This is a genomic window from Arthrobacter sp. SLBN-53, from assembly GCF_006715585.1.
Taxonomy (GTDB): Bacteria; Actinomycetota; Actinomycetes; order Mycobacteriales; family Mycobacteriaceae; genus Mycobacterium; species Mycobacterium neoaurum_A.
Window position 1 is genome coordinate 4,081,036 of the sequence record NZ_VFNN01000001.1, and the last position, 17,404, is coordinate 4,098,439.

Below are 17,404 nucleotides of genomic sequence, written 5' to 3' on the forward strand. Positions count from 1 at the left end.
AGGGAGCTAGCCCGCCTTGAGTCGGATCTTGAAACGCACGAAGGTCAGGTAGGCCACGCTGAGGGCCGCCAGCATGCCCATGTCGAACCACCAGGCCGACGAGGTGTGCTCCCAATGGGCATCCTTGGGCGTCAGCGGGCCTGGCACCAGATGGATCAGGTCCACCGTGGACGCCGACGCGGCGAAGCCCCAGCGCGCCGGGGTGAACCAGGACAGCTGGTCGAGCACCAGACGGTCGGTGACCGGGATCATGCCGCCGGAGAACACCAGCTGGCTCATCACGGCGACCACCAGCAGCGGCATGATCTGCTCGTTGGACTTGGCCAGCGCCGAGAGCGCCAGACCGACCATGGCCGCGGTCACGGTCGTCGCCGCCATCACCAGGAACAGCTCGGCCGTCGGGGGCAGGAACGACAACGAGCCCTGCGTCGGACCACCCTTGCCCAGCACCGCGATCGCCGTGACGATCGAGGACTGGATGATGGCGAACACCGCGTAGATGCAGACCTTGGCCATCAGATACGCCGTCGTCGACAACCCGACCGCCTGCTCGCGGCGGAAGATGGGGCGCTCACCGATCAGATCACGCACGGTCAACGCGGTACCCATGAAGATGGCGCCGACGTTGAGCAGCACCAGGATCTGGCCGGGCTCGTTGGGGGCGTCGCCCATCGGGTTGGGCACCCCGAAGCCGACGGTGCCGGGCACCGACAGCGACAGCACACCCATGATGAACGGCAGCACCGCCAGGAACGCGAAATAGCCGCGGTCGGAGATGATGAGCCGCATCTGGCGCCGGGCAATGGTCGAGAACTGCCTGCGCACACTAGTTTTCGCCGGCTTGCCCAGGTCGGCGGGCTGTTTGGAGGCCTCGGCGTGCGGCAGCGGGCCGCTGCGGGCCAGGTAGTTCTGGTGCGAGGTGTCCGGGTCACCGGCGACCGCGGAGAAGATATCGGCCCAGTTGGTGGTGCCCAGCTCGGGACCGATCTGGCTGGGGGGACCATAGAACGCGGTCTTGCCGCCCGGCGCCAGCAGCAACACCTGATCGCAGACGTCGAGATAGGTCAGCGAGTGCGTCACCACCAGCACCACGCGGCCCGCGTCGGCGAGCTGGCGCAGCATCGTCATCACCTGGCGATCCAGCGCCGGATCCAGACCCGAGGTGGGCTCGTCGAGGATCAGCAACGAGGGCCCGGTCAGCAGCTCGAGGGCCACCGAGGCGCGCTTGCGTTGACCACCGGAGAGCTTGTCCACCCGGGTTTCCAGGTGCTTGGTCATCTCGAGTTCCTCGAGGACCTGCAGGACCACGCGTTCGCGGTCCTCCTTGGTGGTATCCGGTGGCAGGCGCAGCTCGGCGGCGTACATCAGCGCCTGCTTGACGGTCAGCTGGCCGTGCACCACATCGTCCTGGGGGACCATGCCGATCCGGGAGCGCAGCGAGGCGTACTCGGCGTGGATGTCGTGGCCCTCGAAGGACACCGTGCCCGACGTCGGATGGGTCAGGCCGGCCACCTGTTTGGCGAAGGTCGACTTGCCGGCACCCGACGGCCCGATCACCGCCGTGAGCGTGCCCGGCCTGGCGTCGATCGAGATGTTGTTGAGCAGCGTCTTGTTGCCCTCGATGGTCCACGTCAGCCCGCGGACCTCCAGACCGCCGGTGCGGGTGGCCGCCTGGGTTTCCGAGCCGCGGACCAGCGTGCCGCCGGTGAACACCAGGTCGACGTTGCCGATGGTGACCACGTCGCCCTCGCGCAGCAGCGCGTCGTCGACGCGTTGACCGTTGACGAAGGTGCCGTTGATGCTGCGGTTGTCGAGGATCTCGGTGCCGCCGGGGCCCGAGACGAGGGTGGCGTGGTGGCGGGAGGCCAGGACGTCGGGGATGACGATGTCGTTGTCGGTGGCGCGACCGATCTTGATCCCGCCCGGTGGCACCTCCGGTGCCTTTCCGGGGCGCAGGATCTTGAGCATGCTCGTCGCGAGGTTGTTCTCCGACGGGCGCGGCACCGCGGTCGGTCCCATCGCCGTCTGCGACGGATCGGCGGGGGGATGTAGGTCGGCTGCGAGCGCGACACGGTCGGCTGCGGTGGCGGCGGATAGCTCTGCTGCGGCGGCACGCCCTGATAGGGCTGCTGGCCGGTCGGCTGATAGTGCTGCGGAGCGGAGGGATAACGCGGCTGCTGCTGGGACGGGGTGGCCCCGGTCGGCCAGGCCGGCGGTGCCTGCGGCGGCGGGGGCGGCTGCATCGGTGCCTGCGTCGGCCAGGACGCGCTGGGACGCGGACCGGTCGGTGTCGGGACGGCCTGCGTCGGGGGCGGGCTGCCCACCGCGCCCTGGTGGCGGCCGACCTCGAAGGCCAGTTGCGGGCCGTCGGGATTGCCGATGTTGAGCTGCTGGCCGTCGGTGATGTCCAGCGTGGGGACCCGCTGACCGTTGACGTACATGCCGTTGAGGCTGCCGTTGTCGATGGCGACCCAGCGGCCCTGATCGAAGCGCAACACCAGGTGCGCGCGCGAGATCAGCGGGTGGGCGATACGTACATCGGCGCGCAGGTCGCGACCGACGACGACGTCATTGCCTGCTGAGAAGGTCCGAGTCGATCCTTCGTATCGAACGGTCAGCGCGGGCGTTCCGGGGCGGCTCATCGGGACCAACTGTATCCGGTACGCCAACGCAATTCCTGCTCCGAGGTCACCGTTCGGCTCGCCGAGAGCAACGATATGGTCGCTACCGCGGGTTCGGGCACGACCAAATCGTCGCTCTGGGCCAACGGCCTAGACCGTGAGGGTGTCCGGCGCCCCGGTGACCACGCAGTGGGTGTGGCTGTAGATCGTGGGCATGCAGCGATTGCAGTGCGTGCACGCCGAGCGGACCGAGGAATCGGCCTTGATGCGGTTGACCAGATCCGGCTCGGCGAGCAGCGCCCGACCCATCGCGACGAAGTCGAAACCCTCGGCCATCGCCTTGTCCATCGTGTCGCGGTTGGTGATACCGCCGAGCAGGATCAGCGGCATGCTCAGCTCGGCGCGGAAGGCCCGGGCATGCCGCAACAGGTAGGCCTCGCGGTAGGGGTACTCGCGCAGGAACTTCTTGCCGGTCATCCGCATGCCCCAGCTGATCGGCGGTTTGAAGGCGCCCGCGAACTCCTTGAGCGGGGCGTCACCGTGGAACAGGTACATGGGGTTGACCAGGGAGCTGCCCGCGGTCAGCTCGATGGCGTCCAGTCCGCCGTCTTCTTCCAGCCACTTCGCGGTCTGCAACGCCTCGTCGAGAGGGATACCGCCGCGTACCCCGTCGGTCATGGTCAGCTTGGCGGTGACGGCGATCTTGGCGCCGCCATGATTGTCGACGGCGTCGCGCACAGCCCGCACCACACCCCTGGCCACCTTCGCGCGGTTGGCCAGCGAGCCCCCGAATTCATCGGTGCGCCGGTTGAGCAGCGGCGACAGAAACGAGCTGGCCAGGTAGTTGTGCCCGAGATGTACCTCGACGGCGTCGAAGCCGGCGTCGATGGCCAGCCGGGCGGCGTCGGCGTGCGCCGCGATGACATCGCGGATGTCGTCCTTGGTGGCCTTGCGGGCGAACCGCATCGACAACGGGTTGAAGAACCGGATGGGTGCCAGCGCGGGCACCTTGTTGGTCCGCGCGTTGGCCACCGGGCCTGCGTGGCCGATCTGTGCGCTGATCGCCGCACCCTCGGCATGTACCGCGTCGGTGAGCCTGCGCAGGCCGGGGACGGCCTCGGGCCGCATCCAGATCTGCCAGCCGTCGGTGCGCCCGCCCGGAGCCACCGCGCAATAGGCGACCGTCGTCATACCCACGCCGCCGGCGGCAGGCAACTGGTGATACCTGATCAGATCATCGGTGACCAGCGCATTCGGGCTCGCCGCCTCGAAAGTGGCGGCCTTGATGATGCGGTTGCGCAGCGTCACCGGCCCGAGCTTGGCCGCACCGAATACGTCGGTGAACACTTTCGGCTGGGTGTTCATCGTCGTAGCCTGCCACGCCGGCTGACACAATGACAGGCGTGGCAGCCACGACATTGGACGGTAAGGCGACCCGCGACGAGATCCTCGAGGATCTCAAGGAGCGGGTCGCGAAGCTGACGGCCGCGGGCCGGACCCCCGGTCTGGGCACCATTCTGGTCGGTGACGACCCGGGATCGCAGGCCTATGTGCGGGGCAAGCACGCCGACTGCGCCAAGGTCGGGATCAACTCCATCCGTCGCGATCTGCCCGCCGATATCAGCCAGGCCGAGTTGGACGCCGTCATCGACGAGCTCAACGCCAACCCCGAGTGCACCGGATACATCGTCCAGCTCCCGCTGCCCAAGCACCTGGACGAGAACGCCGCCCTGGAGCGCATCGACCCGGACAAAGATGCCGACGGGCTGCACCCGACCAACCTGGGTCGGCTGGTGCTCGGGAAACAGGCTCCGCTGCCGTGCACCCCGCGTGGCATCGTGCACCTGCTGCGGCGCTTCGACGTGCCCATCGCCGGCGCGCACGTCGTGGTGATCGGTCGCGGTGTCACGGTCGGAAGGCCCCTGGGCCTGCTGCTCACCCGCCGCTCGGAGAACGCGACGGTCACCCTGTGCCACACCGGAACTCGTGACCTCGCCGAGCTGACCCGGCAGGCCGACATCATCGTCGCCGCGGTCGGCGTGCCGTACATGGTGACCGCCGACATGGTGAAACCCGGTGCGGCCGTCGTCGATGTCGGCGTGAGCCGGGTCGAGGGCAAGCTGACCGGCGATGTGGCCCCCGATGTCTGGGACGTCGCCGGATACGTATCGCCGAACCCCGGTGGGGTGGGTCCACTGACCAGGGCCTTCCTGCTGACCAATGTCGTGGAGCGCGCGGAGCGGTGATGAGCGCCTGCGCGAAGAACAGCCAGATCCGATGAGCGCCTGCGCGAAGAACAGCCAGATCCGTTGACCGCCCAGGAATTCGCCCGCAAGGTGTTGGCCGGTCAGTGGCCGATCCTGCTGGTCGCGCTGATCTTCGCGGCCTCGTTCGTGCTGGTGATCGCCGGGTACTGGCGCCGCGGTGCCCTGGTGATGGGCATCGCGGTCGGGGTGGCCGCCGCGCTGCGGCTGGCGCTCTCCGATGACCGCGCCGGACTGCTCGTGGTACGAACGCGCGCAATCGATTTCGCGACGACCGCCTCGGTCAGCGCGGTGATGCTCTACATCGCCTGGACCATCGACCCGTTGGGCACCAGCTAGGTCAGATCGGCCCGGATACCCACGGTGACATAGGGCAGCGCCAACCCGCTGCTGTTGGCCAGCGCCGGATGGGTGGCCAACAGTTCGCGCACCCGGTCCAGGGTGCGGGTACGCACCTCGGCGGGGGAGGTGATGCAGTAGCTGCGCGAGGCAACCAGGTCGATGAGCGCCTGTGGGGTCAGGTAACTGGTCCATTCGACCTGCGTGCGCTCGATCGGCCCGAACGGCTCGGTGAGCGTCACCCGGTCGTTGAGCGGGTCGTGTTCGTGGCCGATGATCGCGCCCAGATCCTTGACCCAGCCCATCCTCTCGTCGCGGGTGTTCCAGACCAATCCCAGCCGGCCGCCCGGGCGCAACACCCTGGCGATCTCGTCGGCGGCGCGCTGCGGGTCGAACCAGTGCCAGGCCTGTGCGACCAGCACACAGTCCACGCTGTCATCGGGAAGCGGGATGTCCTCGGCGGTCCCCAGCAGGGCCGGCGTGCCGGGCAGCGACGACGACAGTACGTCCAGCATCTCCGGGATCGGGTCCACCGCAACGACATCCAGGCCGCGCTCGACCAGCCGAACGGTCAGTTTGCCCGTTCCGGCGCCGAGGTCGAGGACGGTGCGCGCGCCGCGGGGCAACAGCCAGTCGATGGCGTCCGGGGGATAGGACGGGCGGCCGCGCTCGTAGGCCGCGGCCTCCTCGCCGAATGACAGTGAGCGCGGGTCCTGCCTGCTCACCGCTGTGCCATCTCCAGCGTCTGTCGGATCAGCGTTGCGACCGCGTCGGTCTCGACCAGGAAGCCGTCGTGGCCGTAGATGGAGTCGACCACCGAGAGGCCGGGGCAGCCGGGCAGCAGCTCGGCCAGCTCCTGCTGCTGGCGCAACGGATAGAGCCGGTCGGAAGTGATTCCGGCGACCAGCACCGGAACCGGGCAGCCGGCCAGCGCGGCCGCCACCCCGCCGCGCCCACGCCCGACGTCATGACTGCTCAACGCATCGGTGAGGGCCACATAGGTGCCTGCGTCGAACCGGGACACCAGCTTGCCGCCCTGGTGTTCCAGATAGCTCTGCACCGCGTAGCGGCCGCCGGCGGTCGGGTCCTCGTCACCCTGGGCGTCGTTGGCGAAACGCGAATCCAGTTCGGCTTCACCGCGATAGGTCAGGTGTGCGACACGGCGCGCGATCTCCAGGCCGGCGGACGGGCCGCGACCGGTGCCGTGATAATCGCCGCCGAGCCAGTCCGGGTCGGCCTTGATGGCAGCGACCTGGGTGCTCTGGGTGCCGATCTGGTCGGCCGTGGCCCGGGCCCCGACTGCGAGGACCAGTCCGGCACGCACGGTGTCGGGATGGCCGACGATCCACTCCAGCGCGCGCGCCCCACCCATCGAGCCACCGATCACCGCGGCGACCCTGGTGATGCCCAGCGCGGCAAGCGCGGCCAGGTCGGCATTGACCTGATCGCGGATGGTGATCGCCGGAAACCTAGAGCCCCAGGGCTTTCCGTCAGGCGCAAGCGAGCTGGGGCCGGTCGAGCCGCGGCAGCCGCCCAGTGCATTGGTGGCGATGGCGCACCAACGGGTGGTGTCGATGGCGGCGCCGGGACCGGCAACTCCGTCCCACCATCCCGGTGTCGGATGGTCGGGACCCGCCGGGCCGGTGATGTGCGAGTCGCCGGTCAGCGCGTGCAACACCACGACCACGTTGTCGCCGGCCGCCGACAGCTCGCCCCAGCGCTGCACCGCGATCGAGACGGCGGGCAGGACGACGCCGCTCTCCAGGGTCAGGTCGCCGATCTCGACGACGCCGATCTCACCCTCAGCGGGCAGCGTCGACACCGCGTCGCTCTGTAGGTCGAAGATGGTCATATCGCCTCACACCGATGCGACGCTCTGCCCGGACCCCGCGAAGGCGCGGGCGGCCGCGAATCCGCGGTCGAGATCGGCCAGGATGTCGTCGATTCCCTCGATGCCGACGGCCAGCCGCACCAGACCGGGCGTCACGCCGGTGCTGAGCTGCTCCTCGGGGCTGAGCTGCTGGTGGGTGGTGGAAGCGGGATGGATCACCAGCGACCGCACGTCACCGATGTTCGCGACGTGGCTGTGCAACGTCAATGCGTTGACGAACGCCTCACCGGCCGCGATGCCGCCGGCCAGTTCGAATGCCAACACCGCGCCGGTTCCCTTGGGCGCGAGCTTGCGCCCCACCTCGTACCAGGGTGAGCTCTTCAGTCCGGCGTAGTTCACCGAGATGACCTCGTCGCGGCCCTCCAGGTATTCGGCGACGCGCTGCGCATTGGCCACGTGCCGCTCGATGCGCAGGCTCAGCGTCTCCAGACCCTGGGCGATGAGGAACGCGTTGAACGGGGCGACCGCAGACCCGAGGTCACGCAGCAGTTGGACGCGTGCCTTGAGCGCGTAGGCGGGCGGGCCGAGTTCGGCGAACACCACGCCGTGATAGCTCGGGTCCGGGGTGGTGAATCCGGGATGGCGGCCCTGGGTCCAGTCGAACTTCCCGCTGTCGACGATCACACCGGCGATGGCCGAGCCGTGACCGCCGAGGTACTTGGTCGCCGAGTGCACGACGATGTCGGCGCCGTGCGCGATCGGCTGGATCAGATACGGCGTGGCGATGGTGTTGTCGACGATCAGCGGGATGCCGTCGGCGTGGGCGACCTCGGCGACGGACGGGATGTCGAGCACGTCGATCTGCGGGTTGGAGATCGTCTCGGCGAAGAACGCCTTGGTGTTGGGCCGGATGGCCGCGCGCCAGGACTCCGGGTCGTCGGGGTTGTCCACGAAGGTCGTCTCGATACCCAGCTTGGGCAGCGTGTAATGCAGCAGGTTGTAGGTGCCGCCGTAGAGCCGCGGGCTGGACACGATGTGATCGCCGGCCTGGGCCAGGTTGAGGATCGCGAACGTCTCGGCGGCCTGACCGGAGGACAGGAACAGCGCCGCGACACCACCTTCGAGGGCGGCCAGGCGCTGCTCGACGACATCGGTCGTCGGATTCATGATGCGGGTGTAGATGTTGCCGGGTTCGGCCAGACCGAACAGCGCCGCGGCGTGCGCGGTGTCACGGAACGTGTACGAGGTGGTCTGGTAGATCGGCAGGGCCCGGGCGTTGGTCGCCGTGTCGGGCGTCTGACCGGCGTGGATCTGCTTGGTCTCGAAGGACCAGTCTTGTTCTGGCGTGCTCATGAAGAACGAACCTCCATCTGTGTCTGGGGGTCCGTCGATACGGACCCGCGCTTGCCGTGTGGTCGCGTGTCTTCGAAAAAGACGTGCGACTACTCAACCTGGTCTTCACCCGGAGCACCCCACCGCGGTTGGAGGGTTGCCGGCCAGCAAGCCGGGGCTCAATGCTGGCACTCATGACCGAAACAAAGACTAGCTCACCGCCTCGATGCCGTGCCACCTGGTTCTGCCGTCGCTGTCAGGACAAACCTACTGACCAGTAGTGAAAGCTGACCCATCGTGGATTCATCGGCCCTTGTAGTGTTGCCGGTGAGGACAGTTCCCGACCGTCGAACATGCGGCCGCGGGCGGTCCGCCGTGCGACTGCGACGCTGCTGAATCACATACGGCAGCGCCGACTTTCGCTACACCTGTCCGACAGTGACGCCGGGAGTACACATGAGCGCCGAGCAGCCGACCATCATCTACACGTTGACCGACGAGGCGCCGTTGCTGGCGACCTACGCCTTCCTTCCGGTCATCCAGACCTTCGCGGGCGCGGCCGGCATCGACGTGACGACCAGCGATATCTCCGTGGCCGCGCGCATCCTCGCCGAGTTCAGCGACCACCTCAGCGATGAGCAGAAGGTGCCCGACAACCTGGCCGCCCTCGGCGAGCTGACCCAGGACCCGAGCGCCAACATCATCAAGCTGCCCAATATCAGCGCCTCGGTGCCTCAGCTGTTGGCCGCCATCAAGGAACTCAAGAGCAAGGGCTACGACCTGCCGGACTTCCCGGGTGACCCGAAGACCGACGAGGAAAAAGAGATCCGCCAGCGCTACGGCAAGATCCTGGGCAGTGCGGTGAACCCGGTGCTGCGCGAGGGCAACTCGGATCGCCGCGCTCCCAATGCGGTCAAGGAGTACGCCCGCAAGCACCCGCACAGCATGGGTGAGTGGTCGCAGGCGTCGCGCACCCACGTCGCGACCATGAAGACCGGCGACTTCTACCACGGTGAGAAGTCGATGACGCTGGACAAAGCACGCAACGTACGCATGGAGTTGGTCACCGCCGCCGGCCCGACCGTCGTGCTCAAGCCCGAGGTCAAGCTCGACGAGGGCGATGTCATCGACAGCATGTACATGTCCAAGAAGGCCCTCATCGCGTTCTACGAGGAGCAGATCGAGGACGCCTACAAGACCGGCGTGATGTTCTCGCTGCACGTCAAGGCCACCATGATGAAGGTCAGCCACCCCATCGTGTTCGGCCATGCGGTGAAGGTGTTCTACAAGGACGCCTTCGCCAAGCACGGCAAGCTCTTCGACGAGCTGGGCGTCAACGTCAACAACGGCCTGTCCGATCTCTACGACAAGATCGAAACGTTGCCGGCAAGCCAGCGTGAAGAGATCATCGAAGACCTGCACAAGTGCCATGAGCACCGGCCGGAACTGGCCATGGTCGACTCGGCCAAGGGCATCTCGAACTTCCACTCGCCCTCCGACGTCATCGTCGACGCCTCCATGCCGGCGATGATCAGGCTCGGCGGCAAGATGTACGGCGCCGACGGGCGCACCAAGGACACCAAGGCCGTGAATCCGGAGTCGACCTTCTCTCGGATGTACCAAGAGGTCATCAACTTCTGTAAGACGCACGGCCAGTTCGACCCGACCACGATGGGAACCGTCCCCAACGTCGGCCTGATGGCGCAGAAGGCCGAGGAGTACGGCAGCCACGACAAGACCTTCGAAATCCCCGAACCCGGCTACGCGCGGATCGTCGACAACGACTCGGGCGAGGTGCTGCTGAGCCAGGCGGTCGAGGAGGGCGACATCTGGCGGATGCCCATCGTCAAGGACGCCCCTATCCGGGACTGGGTCAAGCTGGCCGTCACCCGGGCCCGGCTGTCCGGAATGCCGGTGGTGTTCTGGCTCGACGACGAGCGCCCGCACGAGAACGAGCTGCGCAAGAAGGTCAAGACCTACCTGGGTGAGCACGACACCGAGGGCCTGGAGATCACCATCCTGCCGCAGGTGTGGGCCATGCGGTACACGCTGGAGCGGCTGATCCGTGGGCAGGACACCATCTCGGCCACCGGCAACATCCTGCGCGACTACCTCACCGACCTGTTCCCGATCCTGGAGCTGGGCACCAGCGCCAAGATGCTCTCGGTGGTACCGCTGATGGCCGGTGGTGGGCTGTACGAGACCGGTGCCGGTGGGTCGGCGCCCAAGCATGTCAGCCAACTGATCGAAGAGAATCACCTGCGCTGGGATTCGCTCGGCGAGTTCCTGGCCATCGGCGCGAGCCTGGATGATCTGGGCAACAAGACCGACAATGCCAAGGCCAAGGTGCTGGCCGACACGCTGGACAGCGCCGTCGGAAAGCTGTTGGACGAGAACAAGTCTCCCTCACGCAAGACCGGCGAGCTGGACAACCGCGGCAGCCAGTTCTATCTGTCGCTGTACTGGGCGCAGGCACTGGCCGAGCAGACCGAGGACAAGGAGCTTGCCGAGCACTTCGCGCCGCTGGCCAAGTCGCTCGCCGAGAACGAGGGCGCCATCGTCAAAGAGCTCAACGAGGTGCAGGGCGGTCACGTCGACATCGGCGGGTACTACTACCCGGATCCGGAGAAGACCGCCGCGGTGATGCGTCCGTCCAAGACCTTCAACTCGGTGCTGGAGTCGGCCCGCAGCTGACATCGGGCCGCCAGTATTGGTACTGCCGGTAGTACTGCTCGCGTAGTGGTACCACCGGCAGTACTACGTTTCAGGCCGCCTAGCCCGCCGGCGGCGCCGCACGCGCCGGTTCGGCGTGCTGGTCGACGAAATCGGCGATCAGCGCGGTGACCCGTCCAGGGGCTTCCAGCATCGGGATGTGCCCGACGCCGGGCAACCGGGTCACCGTGGCGTCGGTCGGCAGATTCTCGATGAAGTACTTCGTGCCGCGCGGGCTGGGAAACACCCGGTCCTTCTCGCACAGCACCAGATGTGTCGGCGTACCGACCTGGGCCAGTTCCAGTAGTCCCGGCAGTCGCAGCGTCTTGACCAGCAACTGGACATAGGCGGTGCAGTGGGTGGCATCTTGCACCAGGGCCTCAAGATCGGCGCGGCTCGGACCGTCGGCCGGTCCGCTGACCGGCAGGGTGGCGATGCGGGTCCCGAACGGCGCGTCGAGGATGCGCGGGCCGATCAGTCGCGCCGCGATCAGGGCCGGGCCACCGAGCAGGAACTTCAGCACGGTCTCGTACTTGGTGGGGGAGTGCTGACGCCACCCGCCTGCGGGGGCGATGGCCGTCAGTGTGCGTGCCCGGCCGCGGCGCTCCAGCTCGAAGGCGACCCAACCCCCGAGCGAGTTGCCGACGATATGCGCTGTCTCCCAGCCGGTCTGGTCTATCCGACGCTCGATGTCGTCGACCAGCGCCGCGGTGTCCAGGAACCAGGTGCGTGAGCGGGCGCCGCCGTGGTGGCCGACCATGGTCGGTGCCAGTACCTCGAATCGGCCCGTGCCGGCGAGCTGACCGGCGACGGTGGACCAGACGTTCTGTGAGCACAGGAACGGATGCAGCATCAGGATTGGTTCACCCGATCCGAGGTGGATGGGTGCGCGCTCGGTCATAGCGCTCGACAGTATGGCGGTACCGCAGGTACCGCAAGGTCCGACGGCGGTGACCGGGGGAATCGGCACGGTGTCGGTGCGCTCCACTAGGGTCGTCGTCCGTGATCGTCACCACCGTGAACGCCAACGGCATCCGTGCCGCGGTCAAGCAGCGCTCCGAGACCAACCTCGGCATGCTGCCCTGGTTGAAGGAGACCGAGGCCGACGTCATCTGCCTGCAGGAGACCCGTGCCGACGACGCGCAGCTGGCCGAGGCGCTGGCCCCGGCGCTCGCCGACGGTTGGCACCTTGCCTCGGCCCAGCCACATGTGAAGGGCCGCAACGGTGTCGCGGTGCTCTCCCGCACGCCGTTCGACGCGGTTCGCATCGGCGCCGGCGCCGAGGAGTTCGCTGCCCACGGTCGCTATATCGAGGTCGACACCGCCGGGGTCACGGTGGCCAGCGTCTACCTGCCGACCGGTGAGGCGGAGACCGACCGCCAGTTGGAGAAGGAGCGGTTCATGGCCGCCACGCAGGAGCGGATGGCCGACCTGCTCGACCGGGCGGTGCGCGACGGAAACGACGCAGTGCTGTGTGGGGACTGGAACATCGCCCATACCGAGAACGACATCAAGGCCTGGAAGAACAACGTCAAGAAGTCCGGCTTCCTGCCGAGCGAACGGCAATGGCTCACCGATCTGTTGGCCACCGGTTGGGTCGACGTGGTGCGCGCGCTGCACCCCGACGTGGCCGGCCCGTACAGCTGGTGGTCGTGGCGCGGCAAGGCGTTCGACAACGACGCGGGCTGGCGCATCGACTACCACCTGGCCAGCCCGGCGCTGGCGGCGCGTGCGGTCTCCGCCCGGGTCGAGCGCGCCGAGCTGTACGCGCTGCGCTGGTCCGACCACGCGCCGGTGACCGTCGAATTCAGCTGATCGGGCAGGGCTCGCCGGTCGGGGCCTGCAGTGCGCCCTCGGCGCCCTCGATGGCGGCGCGGACCGCCTCCAGCACCCGCGGGTCCCACGTCATCCCGGTCTCCCAGGGGAGCCCGGCCTGGTCGGAGACGAAGATGCTGTGGGTGTCGTCGAAGCTGAGGCAGCGGCGGTGCGGCAGCACGCGGTCGCTGATGTCGGTGGCCAGCGCGCTGGAGAGCGCGACAAGGCCGTCGTTGGGCCATACGGCAGGGTTGGGGGCCGGCGATCCGGCCGGCGCGGTGAAGCGGTGGCCGCCGATCAGGGTGACCGGGATGCCGTCGAGCACGCCGGCCTGGTATTCGTTCCAGCCGTCCGGGCCCATCAGGTAGGCCTGGTTGACCTCGCGCCCCGAGCCGGCCATCAGCCGCTGGACCTCGGACCTCATCCCGTCCATCGCCGTCGCGCAGAACTCGTCGCCCAGGCAATCCGCCTTGGGGATGATGTCATTGGCATAGTCGGACAGATACGAGCCCTGCCACGGGGTGCCGATGGTGGTGAGCGACCGGATCCTGATCGGGGAGTCCAGGCTCTGCAGGACCCGGATCGCTGCCCGTGAGTAGAGCCCGCCCATGGAGTGCGCGACGACGTCAATCTCGTCGACGCCGTAGGTGGTGTGCAGATACCCGAAGAAGCGGGCCAGGTGCTCGCCGGCGGTATCGATGCTGCCGGTCGAGTTGACGGTCATGTTCTCCGGCAGCGTGATCGGGCAGTCACCGAAGGCCCCGAAACCGTCGGTGTCGCGCACCGGGCCGCGACCGGCCATCGCCGGCGAGGTGTAGACGGTGTGGCCGTGCTCGAGCAGGTAGCTGCGCAGTGCGGTGTCGGTGTTGCCCGCCGCCAATCCCGACGCGCAGGCATCGGTGGGGGTGGTGAACGGGCTGGTGGCGTCCCCGCCGGATATGATCACCACCGCGCGCGGGTCCGATTGCGGTGCGGCGTACGCGGTTTGGGTGCTGATCACGATGCCGACGATAAGGATCAGCATTACCACTGGCAAACGGGACACGGCGCCTCCGGATATTTGACGACTGCGTAAACGATAGCGGGCGCGCCGCAGAATGCACGCATGACAAAATCGAGTGATCATGAGTGATTCCAGCAGCGTCGGCCGCCAGGTCGTGTTCTCCGGCGCACAGCCCACCTCGGATTCCCTGCACCTCGGCAACGCCCTCGGCGCGGTGAACCAGTGGGTGAGCATGCAGCGCGACCATGACGCCTATTTCTGCGTCGTCGACCTGCACGCCATCACCATCGCCCAGGATCCCGAGGTACTGCGCAAGCGCACCCTCGTCACCGCCGCGCAGTACCTGGCGCTCGGCGTCGACCCGGAGCAGGCGACGATCTTCGTGCAGAGTCACGTGCCCGCCCACACCCAACTGGCCTGGGTGCTGGGTTGTTTCACCGGGTACGGGCAGGCCTCGCGGATGACGCAGTTCAAGGACAAATCCCAGAAGCAGGGCGCCGAGTCCACCACCGTCGGGTTGTTCACCTATCCGGTGTTGATGGCCGCCGACATCCTGCTCTACGACACCGACCTGGTGCCCGTCGGCGAGGATCAGCGCCAGCATCTCGAGCTCGCCCGCGACCTCGCCGAGCGCATCAATGCCCGCTTCCCCGGCACCTTCGTCGTCCCCGAGGCGACCATCCCGAAGGCCACCGCCAAGATCTTCGACCTGCAGGACCCGACGGCGAAGATGAGCAAGTCCGCCGCCACCGACGCGGGCCTGATCAGCCTTCTCGACGATCCGAAGAAGACCGCGAAGAAGATCCGTTCGGCGGTCACCGACAGCGAGCGCGAGATCCGGTTCGACCGCGACGCCAAGCCCGGTGTGTCGAACCTGCTGACCATCCAGTCCGCCGTCACCGGTACCGATATCGACACCCTGGTCGCGGGGTATCAGGGCCGCGGATACGGCGATCTGAAGACCGAAACCGCCGACGCGGTCGTCGAGTTCGTCACGCCGATCAAGGCGCGCGTCGATGAGCTGATCGCCGACCCCGCCGAACTGCAGGCGGTGCTCGCCAGAGGTGCCGAGCGGGCCGCCGCGGTGGCTTCAGCCACCGTCGAGCGGGTATATGACCGGCTGGGTTTCCTGGCGCCGACGCACTGAGGGGTAGCACATGGCCGGCCGCGACGCGGTACCGACAGCGCAGTCCGAGCAGGACGGTCCCGGCTTCATGGACCGCATGCGGAGCCGGTTTGCATGGTTCAACCGGGTGATGCTCGCTCAGGGTCGCTACAACGACTGCAAGGGCGATTTCTACGCCGCCGGTATCACCTACTTCACCATCTTCGCGCTGTTCCCGCTGCTGATGGTCGGCTTCTCGATCGGCGGTTTCGTGCTGGCCAACCAGCCCGATCTGATGCTCGAGGTGGAAGCCAAGATCCGGTCTGCGGTGTCGGGGGACCTGGGTGCGCAGCTTGTGGAGCTGATGGACTCCGCCATCAATTCCCGCGGCACGGTCGGCGTCATCGGTCTGGCCACCGCGGCCTGGGCGGGGCTGGGCTGGATGAACAACCTGCGTGAGGCGCTCAGCCAGATGTGGGAGCAGCGGCATGAGCCCGCCGGTTTCGTGGCGACCAAGCTGTCGGATCTGGGGGCCCTGCTGTCGGCGTTCGTCGCGCTGACGCTGACGATCGGATTGACCGCGCTGAGCAAGGAATCCCCGATGACCACGGTGCTCGGCTGGCTGGGGCTCAGCGATGTGCCAGGGTTGAGCATCGCGCTGCAGGTGACGTCGTGGTTCGCCTCGGTGTTCATCTCGTGGATGCTGTTCACCTGGATCATCGCCCGACTGCCTCGTGAGTCGGTCAGCTTCCGGAGTTCGCTGCGGGCCGGTCTGCTGGCCGCCGCGGCGTTCGAGATCTTCAAGCAGGTCGCCTCGGTCTACCTGAAGTCGGTGGTGACCGGGCCCGCCGGAGCGACCTTCGGACCGGTACTGGGTCTGATGGTGTTCGCCTACATCACCGCCAGGCTCATCCTGTTCTCGACCGCCTGGGCGGCCACGGCCGCGGAGAATCTGGCCGCCGCCCCGGTCGAGCCGCCCGGGCCGGTGACCATCCGACCGCGGGTGCAGATCCGCGACGGCGTCGGCCTACCCGGCGCCGCGGCCGGTTTCGCCGCAGGGGCCCTCGGCGGTCTGGGATTGGCCAGGTTGCTCCGGCGTAATCGTCAGTGACCGATCAGTTTTAGCCCGACCACGCAGCCGATGATCCCGACGATGAGCGCCACCTTGACCGGGGAGGCGCCCTCGGTGCCGGTCAGCATCGCGTAGCCCACCGTCAGGGCCGCGCCGATGCCCACCCATATCGCATAACTGGTCCCGATCGGCAGTGTGCGCATCGCATACGCCAGACCGGCCATCGAGAAGACCAGCGCGACCCCGAATACCGCTGAGGGCCATGGTCTGCTGAAGCCCTCGGACTTGCCGAGCGCGGTCGCCCAGACGGCTTCCAGCACCCCCGATACCACCAAGACCAGCCAGGCCATGGCACACCTCCCTTGGCTGCCGTCTTGTCGCTGGCCGGGTACGGTGCCTCTCGTCCGGTGTCACACGGTGACGCCATCGACGGTAGCAAACTCCGGTAGCGTCGCACCGGTGTCACTGGTCACCCCATGGTCCGCCAGAATGGGCATGCGCGCGCCGATCGTCAATGCCCCGATGGGTGGTGCCGCCGGTGGCCGGCTGGCATCGGCGGTGACCGCCGCGGGCGGACTGGGCATGCTCGGGATGGGAAGCGCCGCGACGGCGGAGGTACTGCGACGCGAGATCGGTTTGGCGCAGGGACGATTCGGCATCGGATTGGTGCACTGGGTGATGGCCGAACGTCCCGAGCTGCTCGATATCGCCCTGGCGGCGCAGCCCGCGCTGTTGAGCGTCAGTTTCGGGACCGACTTCGGTTGGGTGCAACGCGCACACGATGCCGGGGTGACGACCGCGACGCAGGTGGCCTCGGTCGAGGCGGCCCGACGCGCCCAGGATGCCGGTGTCGACGTGCTGGTGGCGCGTGGCGCCGAGGGCGGCGGTCACGGTGAACCGTTGCTGGGCACTCTGCCACTGCTGACGGGAGTGCTTGACGCGGTGGAGGTTCCGGTGTTGGCGGCCGGCGGGATCGGTTCCGCGCGCGGGGTCGCCGCGGTGCTGGCCGCGGGTGCTGCGGCGGCCTGGGTCGGCACGTTGTTCGCGGCCTGCCCACAGGCTTTGACATCGGAGGCCGCCCGAGCCGAACTGGTGGCCGGTCAGGACACCGAGCTGACCTCCGTGCACGACCTCGCGGCCGGATACCGTTGGCCCGCCGGTATTCCGGAGCGGGTGCTGCGCGGGTCACCGGTCAACGCCGGTCAGGGTGTCGGCCAGGTTCGACAGCCGGTCGACGCGGGCGAGCTGGTGGCAACGCTGTCCGCGGGCGCCGAGGAGCTGCTGCGCGGGCCGTTGGGGTGAGGTGCGGG

Annotated in this window: 15 protein-coding genes, 1 pseudogene and 2 riboswitches; of the genes and pseudogenes, 7 read left to right on the forward strand and 9 right to left on the reverse strand. The window is 67.8% G+C overall.

The window, feature by feature from the left end; translation table 11 throughout:
- Positions 1-6 precede the first annotated feature (6 nt).
- From FBY28_RS19610 to FBY28_RS19615, 3 genes and pseudogenes are all read right to left on the reverse strand, one after another.
- Complete coding sequence (locus FBY28_RS19610; RefSeq protein WP_286178276.1) at positions 7-2,019, reverse strand: ATP-binding cassette domain-containing protein; 2,013 nt, start codon at positions 2,017-2,019, stop codon at positions 7-9.
- A 413-nt stretch (positions 2,020-2,432) separates the two neighbouring features.
- Positions 2,433-2,642 (reverse strand): annotated as a pseudogene (locus FBY28_RS26445) (FHA domain-containing protein); the annotation flags it as partial.
- Between the two features lie 129 nt (positions 2,643-2,771).
- Complete coding sequence (locus FBY28_RS19615; RefSeq protein WP_141868997.1) at positions 2,772-3,986, reverse strand: NADH:flavin oxidoreductase; 1,215 nt, start codon at positions 3,984-3,986, stop codon at positions 2,772-2,774.
- A 38-nt stretch (positions 3,987-4,024) separates the two neighbouring features.
- Here FBY28_RS19615 and FBY28_RS19620 point away from each other — a divergent pair, with 38 nt between their 5' ends.
- Complete coding sequence (locus FBY28_RS19620; RefSeq protein ID WP_141868998.1) at positions 4,025-4,867, forward strand: bifunctional methylenetetrahydrofolate dehydrogenase/methenyltetrahydrofolate cyclohydrolase; 843 nt, start codon at positions 4,025-4,027, stop codon at positions 4,865-4,867.
- A gap of 63 nt (positions 4,868-4,930) precedes the next feature.
- On the forward strand, positions 4,931-5,224 hold the full coding sequence (locus FBY28_RS19625; protein ID WP_023985408.1) for a DUF3017 domain-containing protein: 294 nt from the start codon (positions 4,931-4,933) through the stop codon (positions 5,222-5,224).
- On the opposite strand, the gene FBY28_RS19630 is transcribed toward FBY28_RS19625, so the two are convergent.
- Genes FBY28_RS19630 through FBY28_RS19640 form a run of 3 tightly spaced genes read right to left on the reverse strand, consistent with a single transcriptional unit; the run spans position 5,221 to position 8,408 of the window.
- Positions 5,221-5,949, reverse strand: a complete 729-nt coding sequence (locus tag FBY28_RS19630) for a class I SAM-dependent methyltransferase (protein ID WP_141868999.1) — start codon at positions 5,947-5,949, stop codon at positions 5,221-5,223. The genes FBY28_RS19625 and FBY28_RS19630 overlap by 4 nt on opposite strands.
- Positions 5,946-7,076, reverse strand: a complete 1,131-nt coding sequence (metX, locus tag FBY28_RS19635) for a homoserine O-acetyltransferase MetX (RefSeq protein WP_141869000.1) — start codon at positions 7,074-7,076, stop codon at positions 5,946-5,948. The genes FBY28_RS19630 and metX overlap by 4 nt, the downstream gene beginning before the upstream one ends.
- 6 nt (positions 7,077-7,082) lie before the next feature.
- Positions 7,083-8,408, reverse strand: coding sequence for a bifunctional o-acetylhomoserine/o-acetylserine sulfhydrylase (locus FBY28_RS19640; RefSeq protein ID WP_141869001.1), 1,326 nt, complete (start codon positions 8,406-8,408; stop codon positions 7,083-7,085).
- 42 nt (positions 8,409-8,450) lie between these two features.
- A riboswitch (SAM riboswitch) is annotated at positions 8,451-8,587 on the reverse strand.
- A gap of 256 nt (positions 8,588-8,843) precedes the next feature.
- On the opposite strand from FBY28_RS19640, the gene FBY28_RS19645 reads away from it, so the two are divergent.
- Positions 8,844-11,081: an NADP-dependent isocitrate dehydrogenase gene (locus FBY28_RS19645; protein ID WP_141869002.1), complete on the forward strand. Its 2,238-nt coding sequence runs from the start codon at positions 8,844-8,846 to the stop codon at positions 11,079-11,081.
- 79 nt (positions 11,082-11,160) lie between these two features.
- Here the strand turns inward: FBY28_RS19645 and ephH are convergent, their stop codons facing one another.
- Positions 11,161-12,000, reverse strand: coding sequence for an epoxide hydrolase EphH (gene ephH, locus FBY28_RS19650; protein ID WP_141869003.1), 840 nt, complete (start codon positions 11,998-12,000; stop codon positions 11,161-11,163).
- Between the two features lie 101 nt (positions 12,001-12,101).
- On the opposite strand from ephH, the gene FBY28_RS19655 reads away from it, so the two are divergent.
- Positions 12,102-12,914 carry an exodeoxyribonuclease III gene (locus FBY28_RS19655; protein WP_141869004.1) on the forward strand — a complete coding sequence of 271 codons (813 nt, stop codon included), beginning with the start codon at positions 12,102-12,104 and terminating at the stop codon, positions 12,912-12,914.
- Here FBY28_RS19655 and FBY28_RS19660 read toward each other — a convergent pair.
- A complete protein-coding gene (locus FBY28_RS19660) occupies positions 12,907-13,914 on the reverse strand; it encodes an esterase/lipase family protein (protein ID WP_216847833.1) in 1,008 nt (335 codons plus the stop codon). The two genes, FBY28_RS19655 and FBY28_RS19660, sit on opposite strands and share 8 nt — an antisense overlap.
- Positions 13,915-14,038: 124 nt before the next feature.
- Here FBY28_RS19660 and trpS point away from each other — a divergent pair, with 124 nt between their 5' ends.
- Positions 14,039-15,064, forward strand: a complete 1,026-nt coding sequence (trpS, locus tag FBY28_RS19665; RefSeq protein WP_141869005.1) for a tryptophan--tRNA ligase — start codon at positions 14,039-14,041, stop codon at positions 15,062-15,064.
- Positions 15,065-15,074: 10 nt separating this feature from the next.
- Positions 15,075-16,133: an inner membrane protein YhjD gene (yhjD, locus tag FBY28_RS19670; protein WP_216847834.1), complete on the forward strand. Its 1,059-nt coding sequence runs from the start codon at positions 15,075-15,077 to the stop codon at positions 16,131-16,133.
- Here the strand turns inward: yhjD and FBY28_RS19675 are convergent.
- Positions 16,127-16,444: a DMT family transporter gene (locus tag FBY28_RS19675; RefSeq protein WP_141869006.1), complete on the reverse strand. Its 318-nt coding sequence runs from the start codon at positions 16,442-16,444 to the stop codon at positions 16,127-16,129. The two genes, yhjD and FBY28_RS19675, sit on opposite strands and share 7 nt — an antisense overlap.
- Before the next feature lie 12 nt (positions 16,445-16,456).
- A riboswitch (guanidine-III (ykkC-III) riboswitch) is annotated at positions 16,457-16,521 on the reverse strand.
- A gap of 32 nt (positions 16,522-16,553) precedes the next feature.
- Here FBY28_RS19675 and FBY28_RS19680 point away from each other — a divergent pair.
- A complete protein-coding gene (locus FBY28_RS19680; protein ID WP_141869007.1) occupies positions 16,554-17,396 on the forward strand; it encodes a nitronate monooxygenase in 843 nt (280 codons plus the stop codon).
- Positions 17,397-17,404 lie beyond the last annotated feature (8 nt).